We start from the raw sequence: 21,244 nt of genomic DNA on the forward strand, positions 1-21,244 counted from the left end.
CGATGTCCTTTCCCCTGCTGACAGCGACGGCGGTGCTCCCGGCCGTGGGAGCGATCGCCACGGCCGCCGTGCCGGCCGCGCGCCGCACCGCGGCCAAGTGGCTCGCGCTGCTCTTCTCGCTGGCCACGCTGGTGCTGGCCGCCACCGTCCTGGTCCGCTTCGACCCGGGCGGCGCCCGGTACCAGCTCACCGAGTCGCACTCCTGGATCGCCGCCTTCGGGGTCCGCTACGAGCTGGGCGTGGACGGCATCGCGGTGGCGCTCATCGCGCTGACCGCCCTGCTGATCCCGTTCGTGATCCTCGCCGGCTGGCACGACGCCGACCCCCTGGAGACGGGGAGCCGCCGCTGGCGGCCCACGCAGGGCTTCTTCGCCCTGATCCTCGCCGTCGAGGCCATGGTCGTCATGTCCTTCGAGGCCACCGACGTCTTCCTCTTCTACATCTTCTTCGAAGCCATGCTGATCCCGATGTACTTCCTCATCGGCGGCTTCGGGGACCGTGCCCACCCGCACGGCGAGGAGACGGCGTCGGCGCAGCGCTCGTACGCGGCGGTGAAGTTCCTCCTGTACAACCTGGTCGGCGGTCTGATCATGCTGGCCGCGGTGATCGGCCTGTACGTGGTCGCCGGGAACTTCTCGCTCCAGGAGATCGCCCAGGCCCGCGCGAGCGGCTCGCTGGACATGGCGACGGGCACCGAACGCTGGCTGTTCCTCGGCTTCTTCTTCGCCTTCGCGGTGAAGGCGCCGCTGTGGCCGCTGCACACCTGGCTGCCCAACGCCATGCAGGAGTCCACCGCCCCGGTCGCCGTCCTCATCACGGCGGTCGTCGACAAGGTGGGCACGTTCGCGATGCTCCGCTTCTGCCTGCAGCTGTTCCCGGAGGCGAGCAGGTGGGCGACGCCCGTCATCCTCGTCCTCGCCCTGATCAGCATCATCTACGGCGCGCTGCTCGCGGTGGGCCAGCGGGACATCAAACGGCTGGTGGCCTACGCGTCGATCTCGCACTTCGGCTTCATCATCATGGGCATCTTCGCGATGACCAGCCAGGGCCAGTCCGGCGCGACGCTCTACATGGTCAACCACGGCATCTCGACCGCCGCGCTGATGCTGGTCGCCGGATTCCTGATCTCCCGGCGCGGCTCCCGGCTCATCGCCGACTACGGGGGTGTGCAGAAGGTCGCCCCGGTGCTCGCCGGCACCTTCCTGATCGGCGGCCTGGCGACGCTGTCCCTGCCGGGGCTGGCGCCGTTCGTCAGTGAGTTCCTGGTCCTGGCGGGCACGTTCACGCGCTACCCGGTGATCGGCATCATCGCCACCTTCGGCATCGTCCTCGCCGCGCTGTACACCCTCGTCCTCTACCAGCGGACGATGACCGGCCCGGTGAAGGCGGAGGTCTCCGCGATGCCGGACCTGCGGGTGCGCGAGCTGCTGGTGGTCGCCCCGCTGATCGTGCTGCTGATCTTCCTGGGCGTCTACCCGAAGCCCGTCACGGACATCGTCAACCCCGCCGTCAAGCAGACCCTGTCCGACGTACACCAGACCGACCCCAAGCCCGAGGTGGAGGCGGCCAAGTGAGCGCAGCAGCCGTCCACAGCCTGTGGACAACCGCGGCCGACCCGATCTCGAAGATCGACGCGCCGAAGATCGAATACGGGCAGCTCTCGCCCACCCTGATCGTCGTGGGCGCGGCGATCGTCGGAGTGCTGGTCGAGGCGTTCGTCCCGCGCAGGTCCCGCTACTACGCCCAGATGTTCGTGTCCGTCGTCGCGATCACCGCCGCGTTCGCCGCGGTGATCGCGCTCGCGGCCGACGGCTACGGCACCACCAAGGCGCACATCGCGGCCATGGGCGCGGTCGCGGTCGACGGACCGGCCCTGTTCCTGCAGGGCACGATCCTGCTGGCCGCCCTGGCCGGCCTGTTCACCTTCGCCGAGCGGCGCCTGGACCCCGCCGCGCACGGCAACCGGGTCGACTCCTTCGCCGCGCAGGCCGCGTCCGTGCCGGGCAGCGACAGCGAGAAGGCGGCGGTGAAGGCCGGGTTCACCACCACCGAGGTGTTCCCGCTCCTGCTGTTCGCCGTCTCCGGCATGCTGGTCTTCCCCTCGGCCAACGACCTGCTGACGCTGTTCGTGGCGCTGGAGGTCTTCTCGCTGCCGCTGTACCTGCTGTGCGCCCTGGCCCGCCGCAAGCGGCTCATGTCGCAGGAGGCCGCGGTCAAGTACTTCCTGCTCGGCGCGTTCGCCTCCGCGTTCACCCTGTTCGGCATCGCGCTGCTGTACGGCTACGCCGGCTCGGTGTCGTACGCGACGATCGCCCAGGTCGTCGACGGCAACGTCCCGAGCGTCGACCCGGCGCTGGCGAACACCATGGGCAACGACGCGCTGCTGCTCGTCGGCGCCGCCCTCATCGTGATGGGCCTGCTGTTCAAGGTGGGCGCCGTGCCGTTCCACATGTGGACGCCGGACGTCTACCAGGGCGCTCCCACGCCGGTCACCGGGTTCATGGCGGCGGCGACCAAGGTGGCGGCCTTCGGCGCGCTGCTGCGGCTGCTCTACGTCGTGCTGCCGGGGATGCGCTGGGACTGGCGGCCGGTCATGTGGGGCGTCGCCATCGTCACCATGCTGGTCGGCGCGATCGTCGCGATCACGCAGACCGACATCAAGCGCCTGCTGGCCTACTCGTCGATCGCCCACGCGGGCTTCATCCTCGCGGGTGTCATCGCGACGTCGAGGGACGGCGTCTCCTCCGTCCTGTTCTACCTGGCCGCTTACTCGTTCGTGACCATCGGCGCCTTCGCCGTGGTGACGCTGGTGCGCGACGCGGGCGGCGAGGCGACACACCTGTCCAAGTGGGCCGGGCTCGGCCGCCGTTCGCCGCTGGTCGCGGCCGTGTTCGCGGTGTTCCTGCTGGCCTTCGCGGGCATCCCGCTGACCTCCGGCTTCGCCGGGAAGTTCGCCGTGTTCAAGGCGGCGGCGGAGGGCGGCGCGGTTCCGCTGGTCGTGATCGGTGTGATCTCGTCGGCGATCGCGGCGTTCTTCTACATCCGGGTGATCGTGCTGATGTTCTTCAGCGAGCCGCGGCCGGAGGGCCCGACGGTGGCCGTGCCTTCGCCGCTGACGATGACCGCGATCGGCCTCGGCGTGGTGGTCACGGTGGTGCTCGGTGTGGCACCGCAGTACTTCCTGGACCTGGCGGGCCAGGCGGGCGTCTTCGTGCGCTGAGGCACGCCCGCCGTCCGCTGCCGCTGCCCGGCACCTCCGTCAGGGGTGCCGGGCAGCGGCGTCTGGGCGGTGCGCCCGCCTCCTGTGGAAAACTCCGGACCTGTCGGTGCGGACCCCTATCGTGGAGGCAGTGTCGAGGGTCGACGTACGGGGGACGAGACGATGGGCGGTACAGAGGGTGTCACCGACATGCCAGTGACGGAGAGCGAGGGGCTGGCCACGCTGCACCGGGTCTTCGGGTACGAGGCGTTCCGGGGCGAGCAGGAAGCGGTCATCGAGCACGTGGTGACGGGCGGCGACGCCGTCGTCCTCATGCCCACCGGTGGCGGCAAGTCGCTGTGCTACCAGATCCCGGCCCTGGTCAGACCCGGCACGGGCGTCGTGGTCTCGCCGCTCATCGCGCTCATGCAGGACCAGGTGGACGCGCTGCGGGCGCTCGGCGTGCGCGCCGGCTTCGTCAACTCCACGCAGGACTTCGACGAGCGGCGCGTGGTGGAGGCGGAGTTCCTGGCCGGCGAGCTCGACCTGCTCTACCTGGCGCCCGAGCGGCTGCGCCTGGAGTCCACGCTCCACCTGCTCTCGCGCGGCAAGATCTCCGTCTTCGCGATCGACGAGGCGCACTGCGTGTCGCAGTGGGGCCACGACTTCCGCCCCGACTACCTGGCCCTGTCGCTGCTCGGCGAGCGCTGGCCGGACGTGCCCCGCATCGCGCTCACCGCGACCGCCACCCGCGCGACGCACCAGGAGATCACCCAGCGGCTGAACATGCCGCGGGCCCGGCACTTCGTGTCCAGCTTCGACCGGCCCAACATCCAGTACCGGATCGTGCCGAAGACCGACCCGAAGAAGCAGCTGCTGAACTTCCTGCGCGAGGAGCACCCCGGCGACGCGGGCATCGTGTACTGCCTGTCACGCAACTCGGTGGACAGGACGGCGGAGTTCCTCACCCGCAACGGCGTCGAGGCCGTGCCCTACCACGCCGGGCTCGACGCGGGCACGCGCGCGGCCCACCAGGCCCGCTTCCTGCGCGAGGACGGCCTGGTCGTGGTCGCCACCATCGCCTTCGGCATGGGCATCGACAAGCCCGACGTCCGGTTCGTGGCCCACCTGGACCTGCCGAAGTCCGTCGAGGGCTACTACCAGGAGACCGGACGCGCCGGCCGGGACGGACTGCCGTCCACCGCGTGGATGGCGTACGGGCTGAACGACGTCGTCCAGCAGCGCAAGCTGATCCAGTCCGGCGAGGGCGACGAGGCCTTCCGCCGGCGCGCCCAGTCCCACCTCGACGCCATGCTGGCGCTGTGCGAGACGGTCCGGTGCCGCCGCGGCGGGCTGCTCGCCTACTTCGGCCAGGACGCGGACCCGGCCGGCTGCGGCAACTGCGACACCTGCCTGACCCCGCCCGAGACCTGGGACGGCACGATCGCGGCCCAGAAGGTGCTGTCCACGGTCGTGCGGCTGCAGCGGGAGCGTGGACAGAAGTTCGGCGCGGGCCAGATCGTCGACATCCTGCTCGGCAAGCGCTCGGCCAAGGTCATCCAGTTCGACCACGACCAGCTGTCCGTGTTCGGCATCGGCGAGGAGCTCAGCGAGGCCGCCTGGCGGGGCGTCGTACGGCAGCTGCTGGCGCAGGGGCTGCTCGCGGTCGAGGGCGAGTACGGCACGCTGGTGCTGACCGAGGCCAGCGGCTCGGTGCTGCGGCGCGAACGGGAGGTGCCGCTGCGCAAGGAGCCGGAGAAGCCGGCGCGGACGCCGGCCTCCCGCTCCGAGCGCAGGGCGAGGACCGTCGCGGCCGAGCTGCCGGAGGAACTGCAGCCCGCCTTCGAGGCGCTGCGCGCGTGGCGCGCCGAGCAGGCCCGTGAGCAGGGCGTCCCGGCGTACGTCATCTTCCACGACGCCACGCTCCGCGAGATCGTCACCGCCTGGCCGGCGTCGGTGGCGGACCTGGGCACGGTCGGCGGCGTGGGCGAGAAGAAGCTGGCGACGTACGGGGAAGGGGTGATCCGGGTCCTGGAGGGCCTGCGCGGGCCGTCCGGGTCCGGGGACGGAGCAGCACGAGGGAGCGGCGACGGCGCGGGTCCGGTGGGCGGCTCGGGGGAGCCGGGGCCGGAGCAGGACTGGGGGCCCGAGCCGGAGCCGGAACCGGAGGACTGGATGTGACGGGCCGGGCACCCGTGCGTCCGGCCCGCGCCCGGCCGCGCGTCCGCCCTGGGGTGAGCGGCGGGGTGGCGCGGGAGCGGGGGTGTCGCCCGGTGGCTCGGTAGCCCGGTGGCGGGGTCCGAGCCGGCCGTCGGCCCCGCGGTCGTCGGTCCGGTCGGCCGGTGGGCTGGGCCAGGGCCCGAGCCCGGCCGTTGACCCGGCGGTCGTCGGTCGGGCGGTCGTCGGTCCGGTCGGCCTGTGGGCTGGGCGGGGTGGCCCGTCGGCCCGGCAGCCGGTGCGGTGGGCCGGCCCCGACGGCGGGCCGTGCGGCCACCGGGCGCGCCCGTCGGACGCGCGGCGGAACCGGGCGGGCGCCGGTCGGTGAGCCGTCGGTCCGGCAGTCGGGGCGGGGCGCGGTCAGCTCAGGGCCGTGAGACCCGGCGCGAAGGTGATCAGCAGCGGGACCAGCGGGACGAGCGCCGCCACCGTCGTCGTCAGGGCGCGGTGCCGGCGGCCCAGGCGGGGCGGCGGTTCCAGCAGCCGGTCCACCCGCTCGCCGAGCAGCCGGTGGCTGGAGGCGCAGGACAGCACCCCGCGGTGCTGGTTCAGCTCGATCAGGGCGAGGGCCGTGGTGAGGTGGCCGTGCCGGCGGGAGGCCGTGTCGTCGGCGGCCAGCTCCACCAGGCGGTGCGTCTGGTCGCAGAAGTGGGTGAACAGCGGCACACGCGGGAAGCCCGTCGCCAGCGCGGTCGACAGGTGCAGCAGCCAGTCGTGGTGGGCGCGGGCGTGGCCGCGTTCGTGGGCGAGGACGGCGTCGAGCTGGTGCCCGGTGAGGCGGTGCAGGGCGCCCGTGGTGACGACGAGCTGCGGCGGGTGGCCGGGCAGCCACCAGGCGTCGGGGTACTCGTCCTCCAGCACCAGCAGCGGACCGCGGGCGGCCGGGAGACCCGCCGGCAGGTCGGGGGCGCGCTCGCGCAGGTGCGCGCGGGCCTGGCCGCGGCGTCGGCGCGCCTCGGCGAGTTCGCGGCCGAGCATCGTGGTGGTCCAGGCGGCGCCGCAGGCCAGCAGCAGGGTGAGGGCCGCGGCCCACGGCGGTGCGGTGGCGAGGTCGTAGGCGGCGGTCACGGCGGGCGGCGCGGGGGCGAACACCTGGTCCCGGACGGTGTGGAAAACCGCCGCCACGCCCAGGACCAGGGCGGCGAGGCAGCACAGCAGCACGGTGGCGACCAGGCACTGCCACACCCAGAGGGCGACCACCGGCTCCCGCTCGGGCCACTTGGCCCGGGTCAGGGCGCGGGGCACCGGCACGGCGGCCGTCAGGGCGACGGCACTCAGCAGCAGCAGGCAGACGGTCATGCCACGGGCTCCGGATCGGAGAGGGGCGGGTGTCGGGTCGTGCTGTCGGGCGGCCGGCGCGGTGCGCGCGCCGGGCCCGCCGCCAGTATGACGGCGCCGCGGCGCGGGAGTCAGGGTCAGGCGGCAACGAAATCACCTCTCACGGCCGCCACATGGGCGCACCGGCCCCACGTGGCCGGCCGGCTCCCGCGCTGCTTACGGCTCCCGCGCTGCTTACGGCTCGCGCCGCTTACGGCTCGCGCCGCTTACGGCTCGCGCCGACTGGGGCCGCCTCGCCTGCGGGCGACGCAGCGTCTGGCCGGAGTCCCACCAGCAGGCGGCCCGGCTCTCAAGTGCGCCCGTTGGAACCGGAGCCGAGCGCCGGACGGAGGTCCGAGGGCCCACCCGCCGGCGCCCAACGGACGTGTCCGCACGTCCGGTTCGGCGGTGCGGACGTGTCCGCACGGGCGGTTCGGCGGTCATGAGAGTCCGGTGGTGCGGGAGCCGGCGCCCGGCGGAGGTTCGCCGTGCCGCCGCCCGCCGGGCGCGTCGTCGGCCGTCGGTCGTGCGTTCGCGGGTGCCTGGTGGTGCGGGAGTCGGCGCCCGGCAGAAGGCCTGCCGCGCCGGCAGCCGACGGACGCACCGAAGGCGGCGGCGGCTCGGCAGCACGGAACGCCTGCCGTGCCCAACTCGGCGGTCGTCGGCGCAGGTTCGGCAGGCACCCGGCGCCCTGCCGAACCCGCCCGGGCGCGTCCGGCGCCCTGCCGAACCCGCCCGGGCGGGCCGGTACGCGTGTCACCCCGCCACGACGCGCCCCGTCACCTCTCCGAGGCCCACGCGGGCTCCGTTCGCGCCGGGGGCCCACGCCGACAGGGTCACCACGTCGCCGTCCTCCAGGAACGCCCGCTTGCCGTCGGGGAGTTCGAGGGGCTCCCGGCCGTTCCAGGTCAGCTCCAGCAGCGAGCCGCGCTGGTCGGGCTGCGGGCCGCTCACCGTGCCGGAGCCGTACAGGTCCCCGGTGCGCAGCGAGGCGCCGTTGATTGTCATGTGCGCGAGCTGCTGGGCGGCCGTCCAGTACATGGTGGAGAAGGGCGGCTCGGACACCGTGTGCCCGTTGATCGCGACCGAGATCCGCAGGTCGTAACCGCCGGGCTCCTCCTCGGCGTCGTCCAGGTAGGGCAGCAGTGGATGCGTGCGCTCCGGCGGGGCCACCCGGGCCTCCTCCAGGGCGTCCAGCGGGGTGATCCACGCCGACACCGACGTGGCGAAGGACTTGCCGAGGAACGGGCCGAGGGGGACGTACTCCCAGGCCTGGATGTCCCGGGCGGACCAGTCGTTGAGCAGGCACAGCCCGAAGACGTGCTCCCGGAAGTCGCCCAGGGCCACCGGCTGCCCCAGCGCCGACGGCACGCCCACCACGAAGCCGACCTCCGCCTCGATGTCCAGCCGGACGGACGGCCCGAAGACGGGGGCGGGGTCCGTGGGCGCCTTGCGCTGGCCCGACGGCCGTACGACGTCCGTCCCCGACACCACCACCGTGCCCGAGCGGCCGTGGTAACCGATCGGCAGGTGCTTCCAGTTGGGGGTCAGCGAGTCCACGGCGTCCGGGCGGAAGATCTGCCCGACGTTGCGGGCGTGGTTCTCGGAGGCGTAGAAGTCGACGTAGTCCGCGACCTCGAAGGGCAGGTGCAGGGTCACGGAGGACAGGGGGTGCAGGAACGGCGCGACCGTCTCCTGGTGGGACGGCACCGTCACCCACGCCGTCAGCGCGCGCCGCACGTCGGACCACGCCGTGCGGCCCGCGGCCAGCAGCGGGTTCAGGGTCGGCCGGGCGAGCAGGGAGGCGTACGGCGAGCCCAGCGCGACGGCCGCCGCCCCCGCGTCGAGGACGTGGTCGCCGAGCCGGACGCCGACGGTGCGTTCGGCGGAACCGGCGCGGGAGAAGACGCCGTAGGGCAGGTTGTGCGGGCCGAAGGGGTCGCCCTCGGGGACCTCGAAGGGGGGCATGGGGTGACTGCCTCTCTTTCGTGCTGTCTGTCGCGCACGCCGTCGTGCACGCCCTCGTGGTGCGCTGTGCCGCTCTCGCGCACGCCGGGCCCGGTCACCTGCCGTGCGGACGCCGAGCTCGGTGTGTGGTCGCGCCACACGTTACGGGGGCGGTGCCTGTCTTGGGCAGTGTCCAAAGGGTGTTCGATGTCCGCGATGTCCGTGTCGGAGTGGGCAATTCCGGCCTGGCGTCGTCCTGGTGCCGTCCGGGCGCGGACAGAGAGGATCGGGGCCATCGAGGGACACGGCCGGAATCCGGACGGCGTCGGCCGCGGACGTCCGGATTCCGTTGAGTCGGAGGGACCGCGGATCCGTATTCTCTGATCATGGCCGCCTCCCTCGCATATGCCCTCGTCGCCACTGACCTGGACGGAACGCTGCTGCGCGGCGACGACACCGTGTCCGAGCGGTCGCTCGCCGCACTGGCGCGGGTGGCGGACGCCGGTGCCCGGCATCTGGTCGTGACCGGGCGTCCGGCGCCGAGAGTGCGGCCGCTGTGCGAGACGCTGGGGAGCACGGGGCTGGCGGTGTGCGGCCAGGGCGCGCAGCTGTACGACGCCGGGGCGGACCGGCTGCTGTGGTCGGTCACCCTCGACCGGGAGCTCGCCGAGACCGCGCTCGGCAAGATCGAGGCCGAGGTGGGGGAGGTGTACGCGGCGGTGGACCAGGACGGGGTCGACGGGCTCACGCTCATCGAGCCCGGATACGTGATGCCGCACCCCACGCTGCCCGCCGTGCGCGTCGAACGGCGCGACGACCTGTGGACCCTGCCGGTCAGCAAGGTGCTGCTGCGTCATCCCGGACTGGCGGACGACGAGTTGGCGGCGGTGGCGCGCGCCGTGGTCGGTTCCCTGGCGACGGTCACCATGTCGGGCCCCGGCACCGTCGAACTCCAGCCGTGCGGGATCACCAAGGCCGCCGGGCTGGCGCTGGCCGCCGAGCACCTGGGGGTGAGCCGTGACCGCGCCCTCGCCTTCGGTGACATGCCCAACGACGTCCCGATGTTCCAGTGGGCCGCCCGCGGCGTCGCGATGGCCAACGCCCACCCCGAACTCAAGGCGGTGGCCGACGAGGTCACGTTGTCGAACGAGGACGACGGCATCGCCGTCGTCCTCGAGCGGTTGTTCCCGGGCCGGTAGGCGGACCGCCTCCGGCCCGGTGCGTCGTGCCCGGCACCCGGCCGTCGAGGCGGCCGGTCCTTGCGGTGCGCGGCCGTCGCGGCGGGGGCCGCCGGGTGCCCGCCGGAGCGGACGCGGGCGGGCCGGGCGACGCCGACCGGCCCGGCCGGGAAGCGCCGCGGGGGCGGGCGCCGCCGGACGCCCGCCCCCGGCCGCTGCCGGTGCCGGTCCGTCAGTAGGCGCCGAAGACGTTGTCGATCGAGCCGTACCGCTTGGCCGCGTAGTTGCAGGCGGCGGTGATGTTCGCGACCGGGTCGTAGATGTCGAAGGACGTACCGGGCACGTGGTAGGCCTTGAACGTCGGGTCGATGACCTGGAGCAGACCCTTGGACGGGATGCCCTTGGCCGCGTTGGAGTCCCAGTTGTTGATGGCCCGCGGGTTGCCCGAGGACTCGCGCATGATGTTGCGGTGGATGCCGTTGTACGAGCCCGGGATGCCGTTCTTGGCCATGACCGAGAGGGAGGCCCGGATCCACCCGTCGAGGTTGTTCGGGTAGCCGAGGGCGGTCGCGGTGGCCGGGGCGGACTCCGCCGGGGCGGACTCCGCCGGGGCGGCGGAGGCGCCGGTGGCGCCGAAGAGCGGCAGGGCGAGGACGGCCACACCCGTGCCGGCGACGGCGAGGGTGCGGGTCAGGCGGGCGGTACGGGTGCGGGTGCGGCGGGGCTGAGCCTGGGCAGGCATGGGCGAGTTCCTCTCCTTCGCCTGCGAGGTGAGCTGTCGGGTTCGGGCGGGAACTGCCCGGCCGTGCTCCGTCGGGAGCACGACTTCACCCCGAGCCGTTCCGGTGCGGCGCACGACGCGTCGGACGTGTCGTGCGGCTCCGGCCCGGCGACTTACCTGGGTCCCCCGCTCCTGCCGTGCGTGGTTCGGTCGATGGGTTCTCGGGCGGTGGCAGGATTCGGCGTCCACCCGACGGCCGGGAACGTATGCGAGAGCACATGTCCGGAACAAGTGCCGGAATCACACAACGCCCTGATTGACCTTGGACCGGAGGGTATGGGGTGCTTGATCCTTTGCGGTTGCCAAGGGTCAACTCGCTTGCCGGACAGGGGAGAACGGTGCGGGCGGCCGTTCGGTGCGCCCGGTCCGCCGAGTGGCCCAAATCACGGTTTGCGCCGCCAGGGGCATTCGGTGCCAACGGGGAATACCGCCCAATAAGAGCAAAAGGGTCAGGTGATCGGCGGTCCGTGCGGAGGAGTCGTCACCGAGCCTTGGCCAGGGGGCGACGATGGAGAGCGGAACGGGCCCGGGAGCGCGGGCCGCGCGGTCCACGACCCGCTGTGCGAGGCCGTCGTCATGCGGGGCAGGGGAGCGGGAGCATGGCCGGAATGGAGGGTGGCGCCGGTGAGGGGCGCGGCGGAGCGGGTAGGAGAGAGGAGTCGGCTGAAATACACACTTATCTGCCGATGAAGTGCATACCGGGCGTGATCCGATACCGCCTGGCCTGTATCGGTGGGCGATATCGGTGATCGAAACGTGACCGGATACGCTGACTTGAGTGGTGGCAGCGACCTATCGACAAACCGTGTAAGCGCCAGCAGACACCAGCAGACAGGAGACCCCTCGTGACCGTCGTCGGGCCGTTCGGGCTGAGCGTGCGGGACCAGGCTCTCGAAGCCGATGTCCAGGCCGGAATGGCGGCTGTCGAGGAAGGGTTGCTCGAAGCCACGAAGAGCGAGGTCCCCTTCATCACGGAGGCCGCGCAGCACCTCGTCAAGGCGGGCGGGAAGCGTTTCCGGCCACTGCTGGTGATGCTGGCGGCGCAGTTCGGGGACCCGTACGCGCCGGGGGTCGTGCCGTCCGCGGTGGTCGTGGAGCTCACCCACCTGGCGACGCTGTACCACGACGACGTGATGGACGAGGCCGGGGTGCGGCGCGGGGTGCCCAGCGCGAACGCCCGCTGGGGCAACTCCGTCGCGGTCCTCACCGGCGACTTCCTGTTCGCCCGGGCCTCGCAGATCCTCGCCGACCTCGGACCGGAGGCGGTGCGGGTGCAGGCCGTCGCGTTCGAGCGACTGGTCACCGGCCAGATCCTGGAGACGGCGGGGCCGCAGGACGGACGGGACCCGGTCGACCACTACCTGGACGTGCTCGGCGGCAAGACGGGATCGCTGGTGGCGGTGTCGTGCCGCTTCGGGGCGATGATGTCCGGCGCCGACGAGACGGTCGTCGACGTGCTGACGCAGTACGGGGAGCGGCTGGGAGTCGCCTTCCAGCTCGCGGACGACGTCCTGGACATCGCGAGCGACTCGCGCGAGTCCGGCAAGACGCCGGGCACCGATCTGCGGGAGGGCATCGCGACGCTGCCGGTGCTGCGGCTGCGGGAGCGTGCGGCGCGGCAGGGGCTCGCCGAGGACGTCGCGCTGTGCGAGCTGCTGGAATCCGACCTGAGCGACGACGCACGGCACGCGGAGGCGCTCGCCGCGCTGCGCGCCCACCCGGCGCTGGAGCAGGCGCGGCGGGACACCGTCCGCTACGCCGAGGAGGCGCGGGCCGCGCTGGCCCCGCTGCGGGAGTGCGAGGCGAAGGCTGCGCTGCTGGAGCTCTGCGACGCGGTGGTGCACCGGGCGGGCTGAAGCGCCCGGCGCGGAAGCGCGCACCGGCGCGCGGCCGGCACCCGCTCCCGCCGCACGGCCCGGCAGCGCGGCTGCGCGGCTGCGTCCGGAACGGGGGCCTCCGGCGCGGCACGGCCGGAGCACGACGCAGGACGCCCAGGGGCACCCTCGTGACACGCCCAAAGAGCCGTCGCGGCACGCCGGGAGCACGGCGCAGCACAACCGGAGCGTCCTCGCGACACATCCAGGGCACCCTCGCAGCGCGCCGGGAGCACGTTCGCGGCGTGCCGGCACGGGACCGGACGACGAGCGGTCCCTCTCCCGGCGGCGAAGGGCCTTCGCGCGAGGCGTGTCTGGCGCAACGTCACCCCTCCCACGGGCGCGGACAGGTGGGCCTCGCCCCTCGTACCGAGTGACCCAGGTCACGCGCCCGGTGCGGCCTCGGCGGGCCGGGGCCGGCCCGACCCCTACGGGGCGGGGGAGGGACCGGCCCCTCGTGTCATACCGCAGTCGTACGTGGAGTTGGCTCCGCGGTCTGACGCTTCGGCGCGGCCGATTTGGTCAGATGGAGACACGGACAACACCACTTCTCACCGGATCGGGTGAGAATGGCGGCTCGGGGTGACGGGGGCCTCCCCGCTCCCGCCGACGCGGGAGCGCCGAAGCGAGAGCGCGGAGGAGAGTGCACATGAGACGAGCAGCCGCCGCCGACGACGGAGGTAAGGCACACATGGCACCGTACGAATCCGACGACAGCGCGAGCGCCGAGGAGGCTCACGACCTGCCCTCCAAGCGGCACAGGGCCGCGCGGTACGCCGTCCCGGTCGCGGTGGTGGGGGTGGCGGCGGCGACCATCGGGCTCGTCCCGGCGCTCGCCGACTCCGGCGATCCCGACCTGCCGAAGATCACCGCGCAGCAACTGATCCAGAAGATGGCCACGTCGGACGTCGAGCAGCTGTCCGGCACGGTCAAGGTCAGCACGGACCTCGGCCTGCCCGACCTCGGCGGCCTGGAGAGCAATCTCGCCTCCGGAGCGGCCGGCGGAGCCGGCGGATCCTCGGCCGACCCCAAGGCCAAACTCACCGAGCTGGTCTCCGGCACGCACACCCTGCGCGTCGCGGCCGACGGCCCGGACCGGCAGAAGCTCTCGCTCGTCGAGAACGCCGCCGAGTACAGCCTCATCCACAACGGCACGGACGTCTGGGGCTACGACAGCAGGTCGAACGAGGTCTTCCACGGCACCGCCGCCGCCCGGGACGGCGAGCGGCACCGCTCCGAGGCCCCCGCCACGCCCAAGGACTTCGCGGACGAAGCCCTGAAGTCGGTCGACGCCACCACCTCGGTCACCGTCGACGGCACGGCGCACATCGCCGGCCGGGACGCCTACCGGCTGGTGCTGAAGCCGAAGCAGTCCGGCACCACGGTCGGCGCGATCAGCGTCGCGGTCGACGCGAAGACCGGGCTGCCGCTGAAGTTCACGCTCACCCCCGCGAGCGGCGGAGCCGCCGTCCTGGACGTGGGCTTCACCCAGGTCAGCTTCGCCCGGCCGGCCGCCTCCGCCTTCGACTTCACCCCGCCCAAGGGCGCGAAGGTCACCGAGGAGGAGGACCACGGCACCGCCGGCCCGTCCCACCGCGAGGGCAGGCCCGAGGGGAACGCCGGCGACCTCGCCGAGGGGCTCGGCGGGCTGCGGGTCCTCGGCAAGGGCTGGAACTCCGTGGCCACCTTCGATGCCGGCGGCGAGGGCGGCGCGCCGTCCGCCTCGGCCGCGGACGGCCTCCTCGGCTCGCTCGGCGACCCGGTGTCGGGGACGTTCGGCAAGGGCACGGTGTTCTCCACCCGCCTGGTCAACGCCCTCGTCACCGACGACGGCCAGGTGTACGTCGGCACCGTCACCAAGGGCACGCTGGTGAAGGCGGCGAACGCCGGGCGGTAGGACCGGGCAGACGCCGTGCGGCGCGGGTGCCGCACGGGTCGAGCGGTACGGCCCGAGTGCCGTACGGGTACGACGAAGCGAGGGGGCCGATGGACGAGGCGTCCGCCACGGAGCCGGACGTGCGGGGTGCGGGTGACGGTGTCATCCACGCCCGCGCGCTCACCAAGCGCTACCGCGGCGGGCAGCTCGCCGTCGACGGGCTGGACCTGACCGTCCCGGCGGGCAGCGTCTTCGGCTTCCTCGGCCCGAACGGCTCGGGCAAGACCACCACCATCCGCATGCTGATGGGCCTGATCGAGCCCACCTCGGGCTCCATCCGGGTCCTGGGGCGCCCGATGCCGCGTGCCGCGCGCACCGTCCTGCCGCACGTCGGCGCACTCATCGAGGGCCCCGCCCTGTACGGTTTCCTCTCCGGCCGGGACAACCTGCTGCGGCACGACGCAGCGGACCCCACCGCCGACCCGCGCACCCGGCGGGACCGGGTCGCGGCCGCGCTGGACCGGGTGGGCCTGACGGCCGCCGCGGGCAAGAAGGCGAAGGCGTACTCCCTGGGCATGAAGCAGCGCCTCGGCCTCGCGGCCGCGTTGCTCCGGCCGCGCGAGCTGCTCGTGCTCGACGAGCCGACCAACGGCCTCGACCCGCAGGGCATGCGGGAGATCCGCGCCCTGGTCAGGGAGGTGGCCTCCGACGGCACCACGGTCTTCCTCTCCTCCCACCTGCTCGACGAGATCGAGCAGGTGTGCAGCCACGCGGCGGTCATGGCCCGGGGCCGGCTGATCACCCAGGGCCCGGTGGCCGACCTGGCCGCCGGGGCGCGCGGCCGGCTGGTGGTCACCACCCCCGACCCCGGCGACGCGGCCCGGGTGCTGAAGGAGCGGGGTGTCACGGACGTCGTCGTCACCGGCGACCGGGTGACCGGCGAACCCCCGGGCGGCGACCTCGCCGACGTGAACGCCGCTCTGGTGACGGCGGGCGTCCGCGTCCGCGGCTTCGGGGTCGAACGGGCCTCGCTGGAGGACGCGTTCGTGGCACTGACGGGGGAGGGGTTCGATGTCGCGCGCTGAGGTGCCGGCGGCGGGGGCGCCCGCCGGGGTCCCGGCGGGGCGGGCCGGGGACACCGGCCGGGCCCCCGCCCGGCTGTGGACCCTCGGGCTGCTGCGCAACGAACTGGCGACCACCTTCCGGCGCTGGCGCACCCTCGCCCTGCTGGGCGTGCTCGCCGCCGTGCCGGTCCTCGTCGGGGTGGCCGTCCGGATCGAGACGAGCGACGGCTCGTCCGTCGGCGGCGGCGAGGGGCCGGCGTTCATCACCCAGATCACGAACAACGGCCTGTTCCTCGTCTTCACCGCGCTGGCGGCGACACTGCCGTTCTTCCTGCCGACGGCCATCGGCGTGGTCGCGGGCGACGCCGTGGCCGGCGAGGCGGGCGCGGGCACGCTCCGCTACCTGCTGGTCGCACCCGCGGGCCGCACCCGCCTGCTCCTCGTCAAGTACGCCACCGTCCTGGCCTTCTGCCTGGCCGCCACCCTCGTCGTCGCCGTCTCGGCCCTCGCCGTCGGCGCGCTGCTGTTCCCGCTGGGCGACCTGACGACCATCTCCGGCACCCGTATCGGCTTCGGTGAGGGCCTGGGCCGCGCCCTGCTGATCGCCCTCCTCGTCGCCGCCTCCCTGGCCGGCGTCGCCGCGCTCGGCCTGTTCGTCTCGACGCTGACCGACAGCGGCATCGCGGCGATGGCGACGACGGTGGGCCTGCTGATCACCGTCCAGATCCTCGACCAGATCCCCCAGCTCCACGCGATGCAGCCGTACCTGTTCTCCCACTACTGGCTGTCGTTCGCCGACCTCATGCGCGACCCGGTTCCCTGGGACGGGGTGGTGAGGAACCTGGAGCTGCAGGCGCTGTACGCGGCGGTGTTCGGCTCGGCGGCCTGGGCCCGGTTCACGGCGAAGGACATCACGGCGTAGCGGGCGCCGGCGCGTTCCCTCCGGTGAGCCGGTGGTTCCCCCGCAACCTGCGGCCCGCCCCGGAGGTTCCTGGTGCGAGTCTGTGACGCCGCGGTGACGTGAGAACCGCCGGCGGGCGGAGAGACTCGAACATACGCGTACGACCGTGTGGTGCCGCCGGATCGGCGAGAACCGGTGGCGGGCAGAGGGCGGCCTCGCGCCCGCCGGCCGGCCACGCACCCGAGTGAGGAAGCCGATGTCTCAAGTCAGCCGCGAGAAGCAGCGGGAAGAGCAGCGCGCCACGCATGCGGCGGCACCCTCGGCAGCGCCGGTCGCCGTCCACGTACCGGCGCACGGCGGGTGCGCGACGGTCGACGGTGCACCGGTCCGCACGGCGCCCGGCGAGGGGATCCAGCAGGCCGTCCTCAACCACCTGCGGCGCCTCGCCCTGGCGGCCGGCCGTCCCGTCCTCGCCACGATCACCGACGAACGCAGCGGCTACGCCGTACCGCTCCGCGTCCACGGCGACGGTTCCAGCTCCCTGACGGCGGAACCCTCACCCATGCCACCGGCGGGGGAGGCGGTGCCGCCCGCGCGGCCGCCGGCCCCCGAGGCGGAGGCGGTCCGGGGCGTGCCCTACGGGACGGCGGCGGCGCCTAAGGGGGAGTTCGGCCCGCCCCCGGCGATGCACCCCGGACCCGCGCACACGGCCCACCCGGCCGGAGCGGCGTCCACCCACGCCGCCTACCGCACCCCGTCCGCCCTGCCCTCGGCCCCGTCCGCGCAACCTGCCTCCCCGAGCGGTCCCGCCCCCGCGTCCGTCGCCCCTGTCGCGCCTTCCGGCACGCCCTCCGTGCCTGTCACGCGCCCCGTGCCCGCGTCCGTCGCCGCGCCCTCCGCGCCCGCGCCCGCCGCCCTGCCGTCGGCGCCCGTCACGCACCCCGTGTCAGCAGCCGCATCGGCGCCCGCCCCCGTGCCCGTCGCCCCGGCGTCCCGCAGCGCGGCCGTTCCCGGTTCCGCGGCCGGGCGTGGTGCCAGTGCGGACGCGGTGTCCGGGCCCACCCCGGCCCGCGGGTTCGACGCCGTCGCCGAGGCGGTGCTCGGGGACGATCCGCGGACCCTGGTGGGCGAAGAGGGCCACGCGCTGCTCGCCGAGCCGACGGCGCGGATCAGCGAGGCGGTGAAGGAGGGGCGGATCGAGACGGCGGCAGCCCTGGCCGAGCGGACCGTCACGGAGGCGTCCGCCGCGCTCGGCCCGGAACACCCCGAGGTGCTGGCCCTGCGCGAACTCAGCGCGTACGTCGCCTACCTGGCCGGCGACCCGGTCCGGGCGTTCCGGCTCTCGCTCGGCCTCGCCCGCGTCCGCCGGCGGCTGCGGGACGCGGAGGGCTCCTACGGCGACGTCCAGAGCGCGGCCACCGCCTGGCGCGCCGTCCGGGACCCGGAGGAGGGCCTGCGGCTCGGCCGCGACCTGATCGGCCTGTGGTCCGACCTCGCAGCCGAGGACGGCCCCGCCGCCGAGGACGCGGAACGGCTGGCGTCCGCCCGGGCCCGGATGGGCCGCCTCGCCGAGCGGGCCGCCCGTACGGCGACGGGTTGACCCCGGCTTCCGGAACCGGTCCGGCCCTCCCCGGCGGGACCCTGCGCCGCAGGCCGGCCCGGCGCGGACGCTCGGGTTCCGGCAGGCGTCAGGCCACGCAGAACTCGTTGCCCTCCGGGTCCGCCATGAGCACCCACTCCCCGGCCGGTTCCCGGACATGGCGCAGCACGCTCGCGCCGAGCGCCTTCAGCCGCTCCACCTCCGCCTCGCGCCGGCCCTCGCCGGGATGCAGGTCGAGGTGGAGCCGGTTCTTGCCCGCCTTCGGCTCCGGCACCCGCTGGAACAGCAGCCGCCGCCCCAGCCCGGTGCCGCGCTCGGCGTCGTAGGGGTCGTCGGGGTGCCGTACGGCCATCAGGTCCCGGAAGGCCGGGCGGCCGTGGAACTCGACGGTGGCCTCGCCCGGCAGCGCGCCCGCCTCCAGCAGCCGCTCGACGAAGGCGCTGTTGTCCTCGACCTCGTAGTGCAGCGCGCCGGCCCAGAAGTCGGCCTGCGTGTGCGGGTCGGCGGCGTCGACGACGAGTTTCCAGTGCAGCGGCGTGGCCGCGGACGGCTGTGTCATGGAGCCACTTGTAGTGGGTGCGCGGACGCGTGGGCAACGGACATGCCGGAACGCCGAGCGCGCCCCCGCACGGTGCGGGGGGCGCGCTCGGGGACGCGGGCGTGCGACCCCCGTCAGACGTCCACCGGGTCCGGGGCCGCCACGGGCGCGGTCCGGGGTGCGCCGACCCGCGCGCGCTGGACCGCCGCCCTGCGCGCCGCGCGCAGCCCGTCCCACGTCAGCAGCGTCAGCGCCAGCCACACCAGCGCGAACCCCGCCCAGCGCTCCAGGGGCATCGACTCGTGGAAGTACAGGATGCCGAGCAGGAACTGGAAGACCGGGGCGAGGTACTGGAGCAGGCCCAGCGTCGACAGGGGCACCCGGATCGCGGCCGCGCCGAAGCAGACCAGCGGCAGCGCGGTGACGACACCGGTGGAGGCCAGCAGGACGGCGTGCCCGGCGCCCTCGGCCGCGAAGGTAGAGCGGCCCTGCGCGGACAGCCACAGCAGATAGCCGAGCGCCGGCAGGAACTGGATCGCGGTCTCGGCGGCCAGCGACTCCACGCCGCCCAGGTTGACCTTCTTCTTGACCAGGCCGTACGTGGCGAAGGAGAAGGCCAGGCAGAGGGAGATCCACGGCGGGCGGCCGTAGCCGACGGTCAGCACGACGACGGCGGCGAGTCCGACGCCCACCGCCGCCCACTGCACGGGCCGCAGCCGCTCCTTCAGCAGCAGCACGCCCATCGCGATGGTGACCAGCGGGTTGATGAAGTAGCCGAGGGACGCCTCGACGACGTGCCCGCTGTTGACGGCCCAGATGTACACGCCCCAGTTGACCGTGATCACCGCGGCCGCGACGACGATGAGGCCGAGCCGGCGCGGCTGCCGCAGCAGCTCGCCCGCCCAGGCCCAGCGCCGCACGAAGAGCAGGGCGACGACGACGAAACCGAGGGACCACACCATCCGGTGGGCGAGGATCTCCGCCGCCCCGGCGGGCTTCAGGAGCGGCCAGAACAGGGGCACCAGGCCCCACATCCCGTAGGCCGCGATGCCGTTCAGCAGTCCTGTCCGCCGCTCGCCCGGCGACTTCTCGGTCACGGGTCCCTCCTTCATGCCCGGCTGCGTACGTGCAGCACGCACGAAGGTAACGCCGGACGGCCCCGCCTGTCATGTCCGTATCGCCATACGGTCATGACGGGCGACGCTCCTGCGGTCACGACGGACGCGGACTCCGCCCCTCGCCCCGCCCCGGCGACCGGGGTCAGCCCTTCAGGGCGACGGCGATCGCCTCGGCGAGCGGCGTGGCCGGGCGGCCGGTCAGACGGGTCAGGTCCCCGCTGGTGACGACCAGCTCGCCCTTCGCGATCGACGCGTCCACGCCCGCCAGGACGGCGGCGAGCGGCCCCGGCAGCCCGGCGCCGGCCAGGATGCCCTGGTACTCCTCGACGGAGACCGGGCGGTAGGCGATGTCCCTGCCGGTCTGCCGGCTCAGCTCGGCGGCGAAGTCGGCGAAGCTCCACGCCTCGTCCCCGCCCAGCTCGTATGTGGCGTTCTCGTGGCCCTCGCCGGTCAGCACCGCCACCGCGGCGGCCGCGTAGTCGGCGCGCGCGGCGGAGGAGACCCGGCCGTCGCCCGCCGCCTGCACGACGGCGCCGTGCTCCAGCACGGGGGCGAGCTGCTCGGTGTAGTTCTCGTGGTACCAGCCGTTGCGCAGCAGCGTGTACGGCAGACCCGAGGCCAGCAGAGCCTGCTCGGTGCCGCGGTGGTCGTCGGCGAGCGCGGCCCGCAGGGTGCCGGGGGCGCTGGTGTAGGCGAGCAGGGCGACACCGGCCGCCCCGGCGGCGTCGATGACGACCTTGTGCTGCTGGACGCGGTCCTTGTCGACCTCGCTGCCGGAGACGAGCAGGACCTTGTCACCGGCCGAGAACAGGCCGTCGAAGGTCTCGGGGGCGTTGTAGTCGGCGACCGCGAGGCGCACACCGCGCCCGGCCAGGTCGGCGGCCTTCTCCGGGGTGCGGACGACGGCCGTGACCTGGTCGGCCGGGACCTTCTCCAGCAGCTGTTCCACGACGAGGCGGCCGAGGTGCCCGGTGGCGCCGGTGACGACGATGCTCATGACGGATCTCCTTGTGGGGTGTCTGCCACTAACTCTAGGAGAGGCGCTAACCATGCGAAAGTACCCACTTCAAAGTAAGGTACTGGCATGACGGTAAGTGCTGAGCGGGTCACGAAGGACGCCGGGAGCGTGCGGAACGGGGCCGCCGGCGCGGCACCGTGCCCGCACCGGCTGGTGCTGGAACACGTCACCAGCCGGTGGGGGGTGCTGGTGCTGACCGAGCTGCTGGAGCGGTCCTACCGGTTCGGCGAGCTGCGGCGGGCCATCGGCCGGGTGGGCCGCATCAGCGAGAAGATGCTCACCCAGACGCTGCAGACCCTGGAGCGGGACGGCCTGGCCCACCGGGACGCCAAGCCGGTGATCCCGCCGCGCGTCGATTACTCCCTGACCGAGCTGGGCCGTGAGGCCGCCGAGCAGGTGAGGGCGCTCACGCTGTGGACCCAGGACCGCTTGGCGGACGTGGAGCAGGCCCGCCTGGCGTACGACGAGGCCCGGGCGCGCACCGCCCGGGCCTCGTGAGTCCTGCGAAGACGCCGTTCCGCTCAGCCGGCGACGGTCCAGGTGTCGTTGCCGGTGAGGAGGGCGGCGAGGTCGCCCTTGCCGTGGTGTTCGACGGCGGTGTCGAGCTGGTCGGCCA

Annotated in this window: 16 protein-coding genes and 1 riboswitch; of the genes, 10 read left to right on the plus strand and 6 right to left on the minus strand. The window is 73.7% G+C overall.

Features of this window, described 5'->3' with window-relative positions:
* The first annotated feature begins 2 nt into the window (after positions 1-2).
* The 3 genes from ABZ920_RS18825 (at position 3) to recQ (ending at position 5,380) form a co-directional block, all read left to right on the plus strand.
* Positions 3-1,574 (plus strand): NADH-quinone oxidoreductase subunit M, encoded by a 1,572-nt coding sequence (locus tag ABZ920_RS18825; RefSeq protein WP_361505740.1) that lies wholly within the window; start codon positions 3-5, stop codon positions 1,572-1,574.
* Positions 1,571-3,220, plus strand: coding sequence for an NADH-quinone oxidoreductase subunit NuoN (nuoN, locus tag ABZ920_RS18830; protein WP_361505743.1), 1,650 nt, complete (start codon positions 1,571-1,573; stop codon positions 3,218-3,220). Before ABZ920_RS18825 ends, nuoN begins: the two co-directional genes overlap by 4 nt.
* Positions 3,221-3,382: 162 nt before the next feature.
* Entirely contained in the window at positions 3,383-5,380 is a 1,998-nt protein-coding gene (gene recQ / locus ABZ920_RS18835; protein WP_361505746.1) for a DNA helicase RecQ, read from the plus strand.
* 396 nt (positions 5,381-5,776) lie between these two features.
* Here recQ and ABZ920_RS18840 read toward each other — a convergent pair whose 3' ends face one another.
* Both ABZ920_RS18840 and fahA read right to left on the minus strand, forming a co-directional pair.
* Positions 5,777-6,715: a M56 family metallopeptidase gene (locus tag ABZ920_RS18840; protein ID WP_361505749.1), complete on the minus strand. Its 939-nt coding sequence runs from the start codon at positions 6,713-6,715 to the stop codon at positions 5,777-5,779.
* Between the two features lie 774 nt (positions 6,716-7,489).
* Positions 7,490-8,701, minus strand: coding sequence for a fumarylacetoacetase (gene fahA, locus ABZ920_RS18845; RefSeq protein ID WP_361505752.1), 1,212 nt, complete (start codon positions 8,699-8,701; stop codon positions 7,490-7,492).
* 365 nt (positions 8,702-9,066) lie between these two features.
* Between fahA and ABZ920_RS18850 the strand changes: the two genes are divergently transcribed.
* Positions 9,067-9,879 carry an HAD family hydrolase gene (locus ABZ920_RS18850; RefSeq protein ID WP_361505755.1) on the plus strand — a complete coding sequence of 271 codons (813 nt, stop codon included), beginning with the start codon at positions 9,067-9,069 and terminating at the stop codon, positions 9,877-9,879.
* 211 nt (positions 9,880-10,090) lie between these two features.
* Here ABZ920_RS18850 and ABZ920_RS18855 read toward each other — a convergent pair whose 3' ends face one another.
* A complete protein-coding gene (locus ABZ920_RS18855) occupies positions 10,091-10,600 on the minus strand; it encodes a transglycosylase SLT domain-containing protein (RefSeq protein WP_361505758.1) in 510 nt (169 codons plus the stop codon).
* Positions 10,601-10,605: 5 nt separating this feature from the next.
* A riboswitch (cyclic di-AMP (ydaO/yuaA leader) is annotated at positions 10,606-10,801 on the minus strand.
* Positions 10,802-11,484: 683 nt separating this feature from the next.
* Here ABZ920_RS18855 and ABZ920_RS18860 point away from each other — a divergent pair.
* The 5 genes from ABZ920_RS18860 to ABZ920_RS18880 all read left to right on the plus strand — a co-directional run bounded on the left by ABZ920_RS18860 (position 11,485) and on the right by ABZ920_RS18880 (position 17,954).
* A complete protein-coding gene (locus ABZ920_RS18860) occupies positions 11,485-12,495 on the plus strand; it encodes a polyprenyl synthetase family protein (protein WP_361505761.1) in 1,011 nt (336 codons plus the stop codon).
* A 709-nt stretch (positions 12,496-13,204) separates the two neighbouring features.
* On the plus strand, positions 13,205-14,410 hold the full coding sequence (locus tag ABZ920_RS18865; RefSeq protein WP_361505764.1) for a DUF2092 domain-containing protein: 1,206 nt from the start codon (positions 13,205-13,207) through the stop codon (positions 14,408-14,410).
* An 89-nt stretch (positions 14,411-14,499) separates the two neighbouring features.
* Positions 14,500-15,474, plus strand: a complete 975-nt coding sequence (locus ABZ920_RS18870; protein WP_361505767.1) for an ABC transporter ATP-binding protein — start codon at positions 14,500-14,502, stop codon at positions 15,472-15,474.
* Positions 15,461-16,375 carry an ABC transporter permease gene (locus ABZ920_RS18875; protein ID WP_361505770.1) on the plus strand — a complete coding sequence of 305 codons (915 nt, stop codon included), beginning with the start codon at positions 15,461-15,463 and terminating at the stop codon, positions 16,373-16,375. Before ABZ920_RS18870 ends, ABZ920_RS18875 begins: the two co-directional genes overlap by 14 nt.
* Before the next feature lie 235 nt (positions 16,376-16,610).
* Positions 16,611-17,954, plus strand: coding sequence for a tetratricopeptide repeat protein (locus ABZ920_RS18880; protein ID WP_361505773.1), 1,344 nt, complete (start codon positions 16,611-16,613; stop codon positions 17,952-17,954).
* Positions 17,955-18,042: 88 nt separating this feature from the next.
* Here ABZ920_RS18880 and ABZ920_RS18885 read toward each other — a convergent pair whose 3' ends face one another.
* From ABZ920_RS18885 to ABZ920_RS18895, 3 genes are all read right to left on the minus strand, one after another.
* Positions 18,043-18,513: a VOC family protein gene (locus ABZ920_RS18885; RefSeq protein WP_361505776.1), complete on the minus strand. Its 471-nt coding sequence runs from the start codon at positions 18,511-18,513 to the stop codon at positions 18,043-18,045.
* A 113-nt stretch (positions 18,514-18,626) separates the two neighbouring features.
* A complete protein-coding gene (rarD, locus tag ABZ920_RS18890) occupies positions 18,627-19,589 on the minus strand; it encodes an EamA family transporter RarD (protein WP_361505779.1) in 963 nt (320 codons plus the stop codon).
* Between the two features lie 163 nt (positions 19,590-19,752).
* Entirely contained in the window at positions 19,753-20,607 is an 855-nt protein-coding gene (locus ABZ920_RS18895) for an SDR family oxidoreductase (protein WP_361505782.1), read from the minus strand.
* 87 nt (positions 20,608-20,694) lie between these two features.
* On the opposite strand from ABZ920_RS18895, the gene ABZ920_RS18900 reads away from it, so the two are divergent.
* Positions 20,695-21,126 (plus strand): helix-turn-helix domain-containing protein, encoded by a 432-nt coding sequence (locus ABZ920_RS18900; protein WP_361505785.1) that lies wholly within the window; start codon positions 20,695-20,697, stop codon positions 21,124-21,126.
* Positions 21,127-21,244: the final 118 nt, after the last annotated feature.

It is taken from the genome of Streptomyces sp. NPDC046831, from assembly GCF_040645305.1.
Taxonomy (GTDB): Bacteria; Actinomycetota; Actinomycetes; order Streptomycetales; family Streptomycetaceae; genus Streptomyces.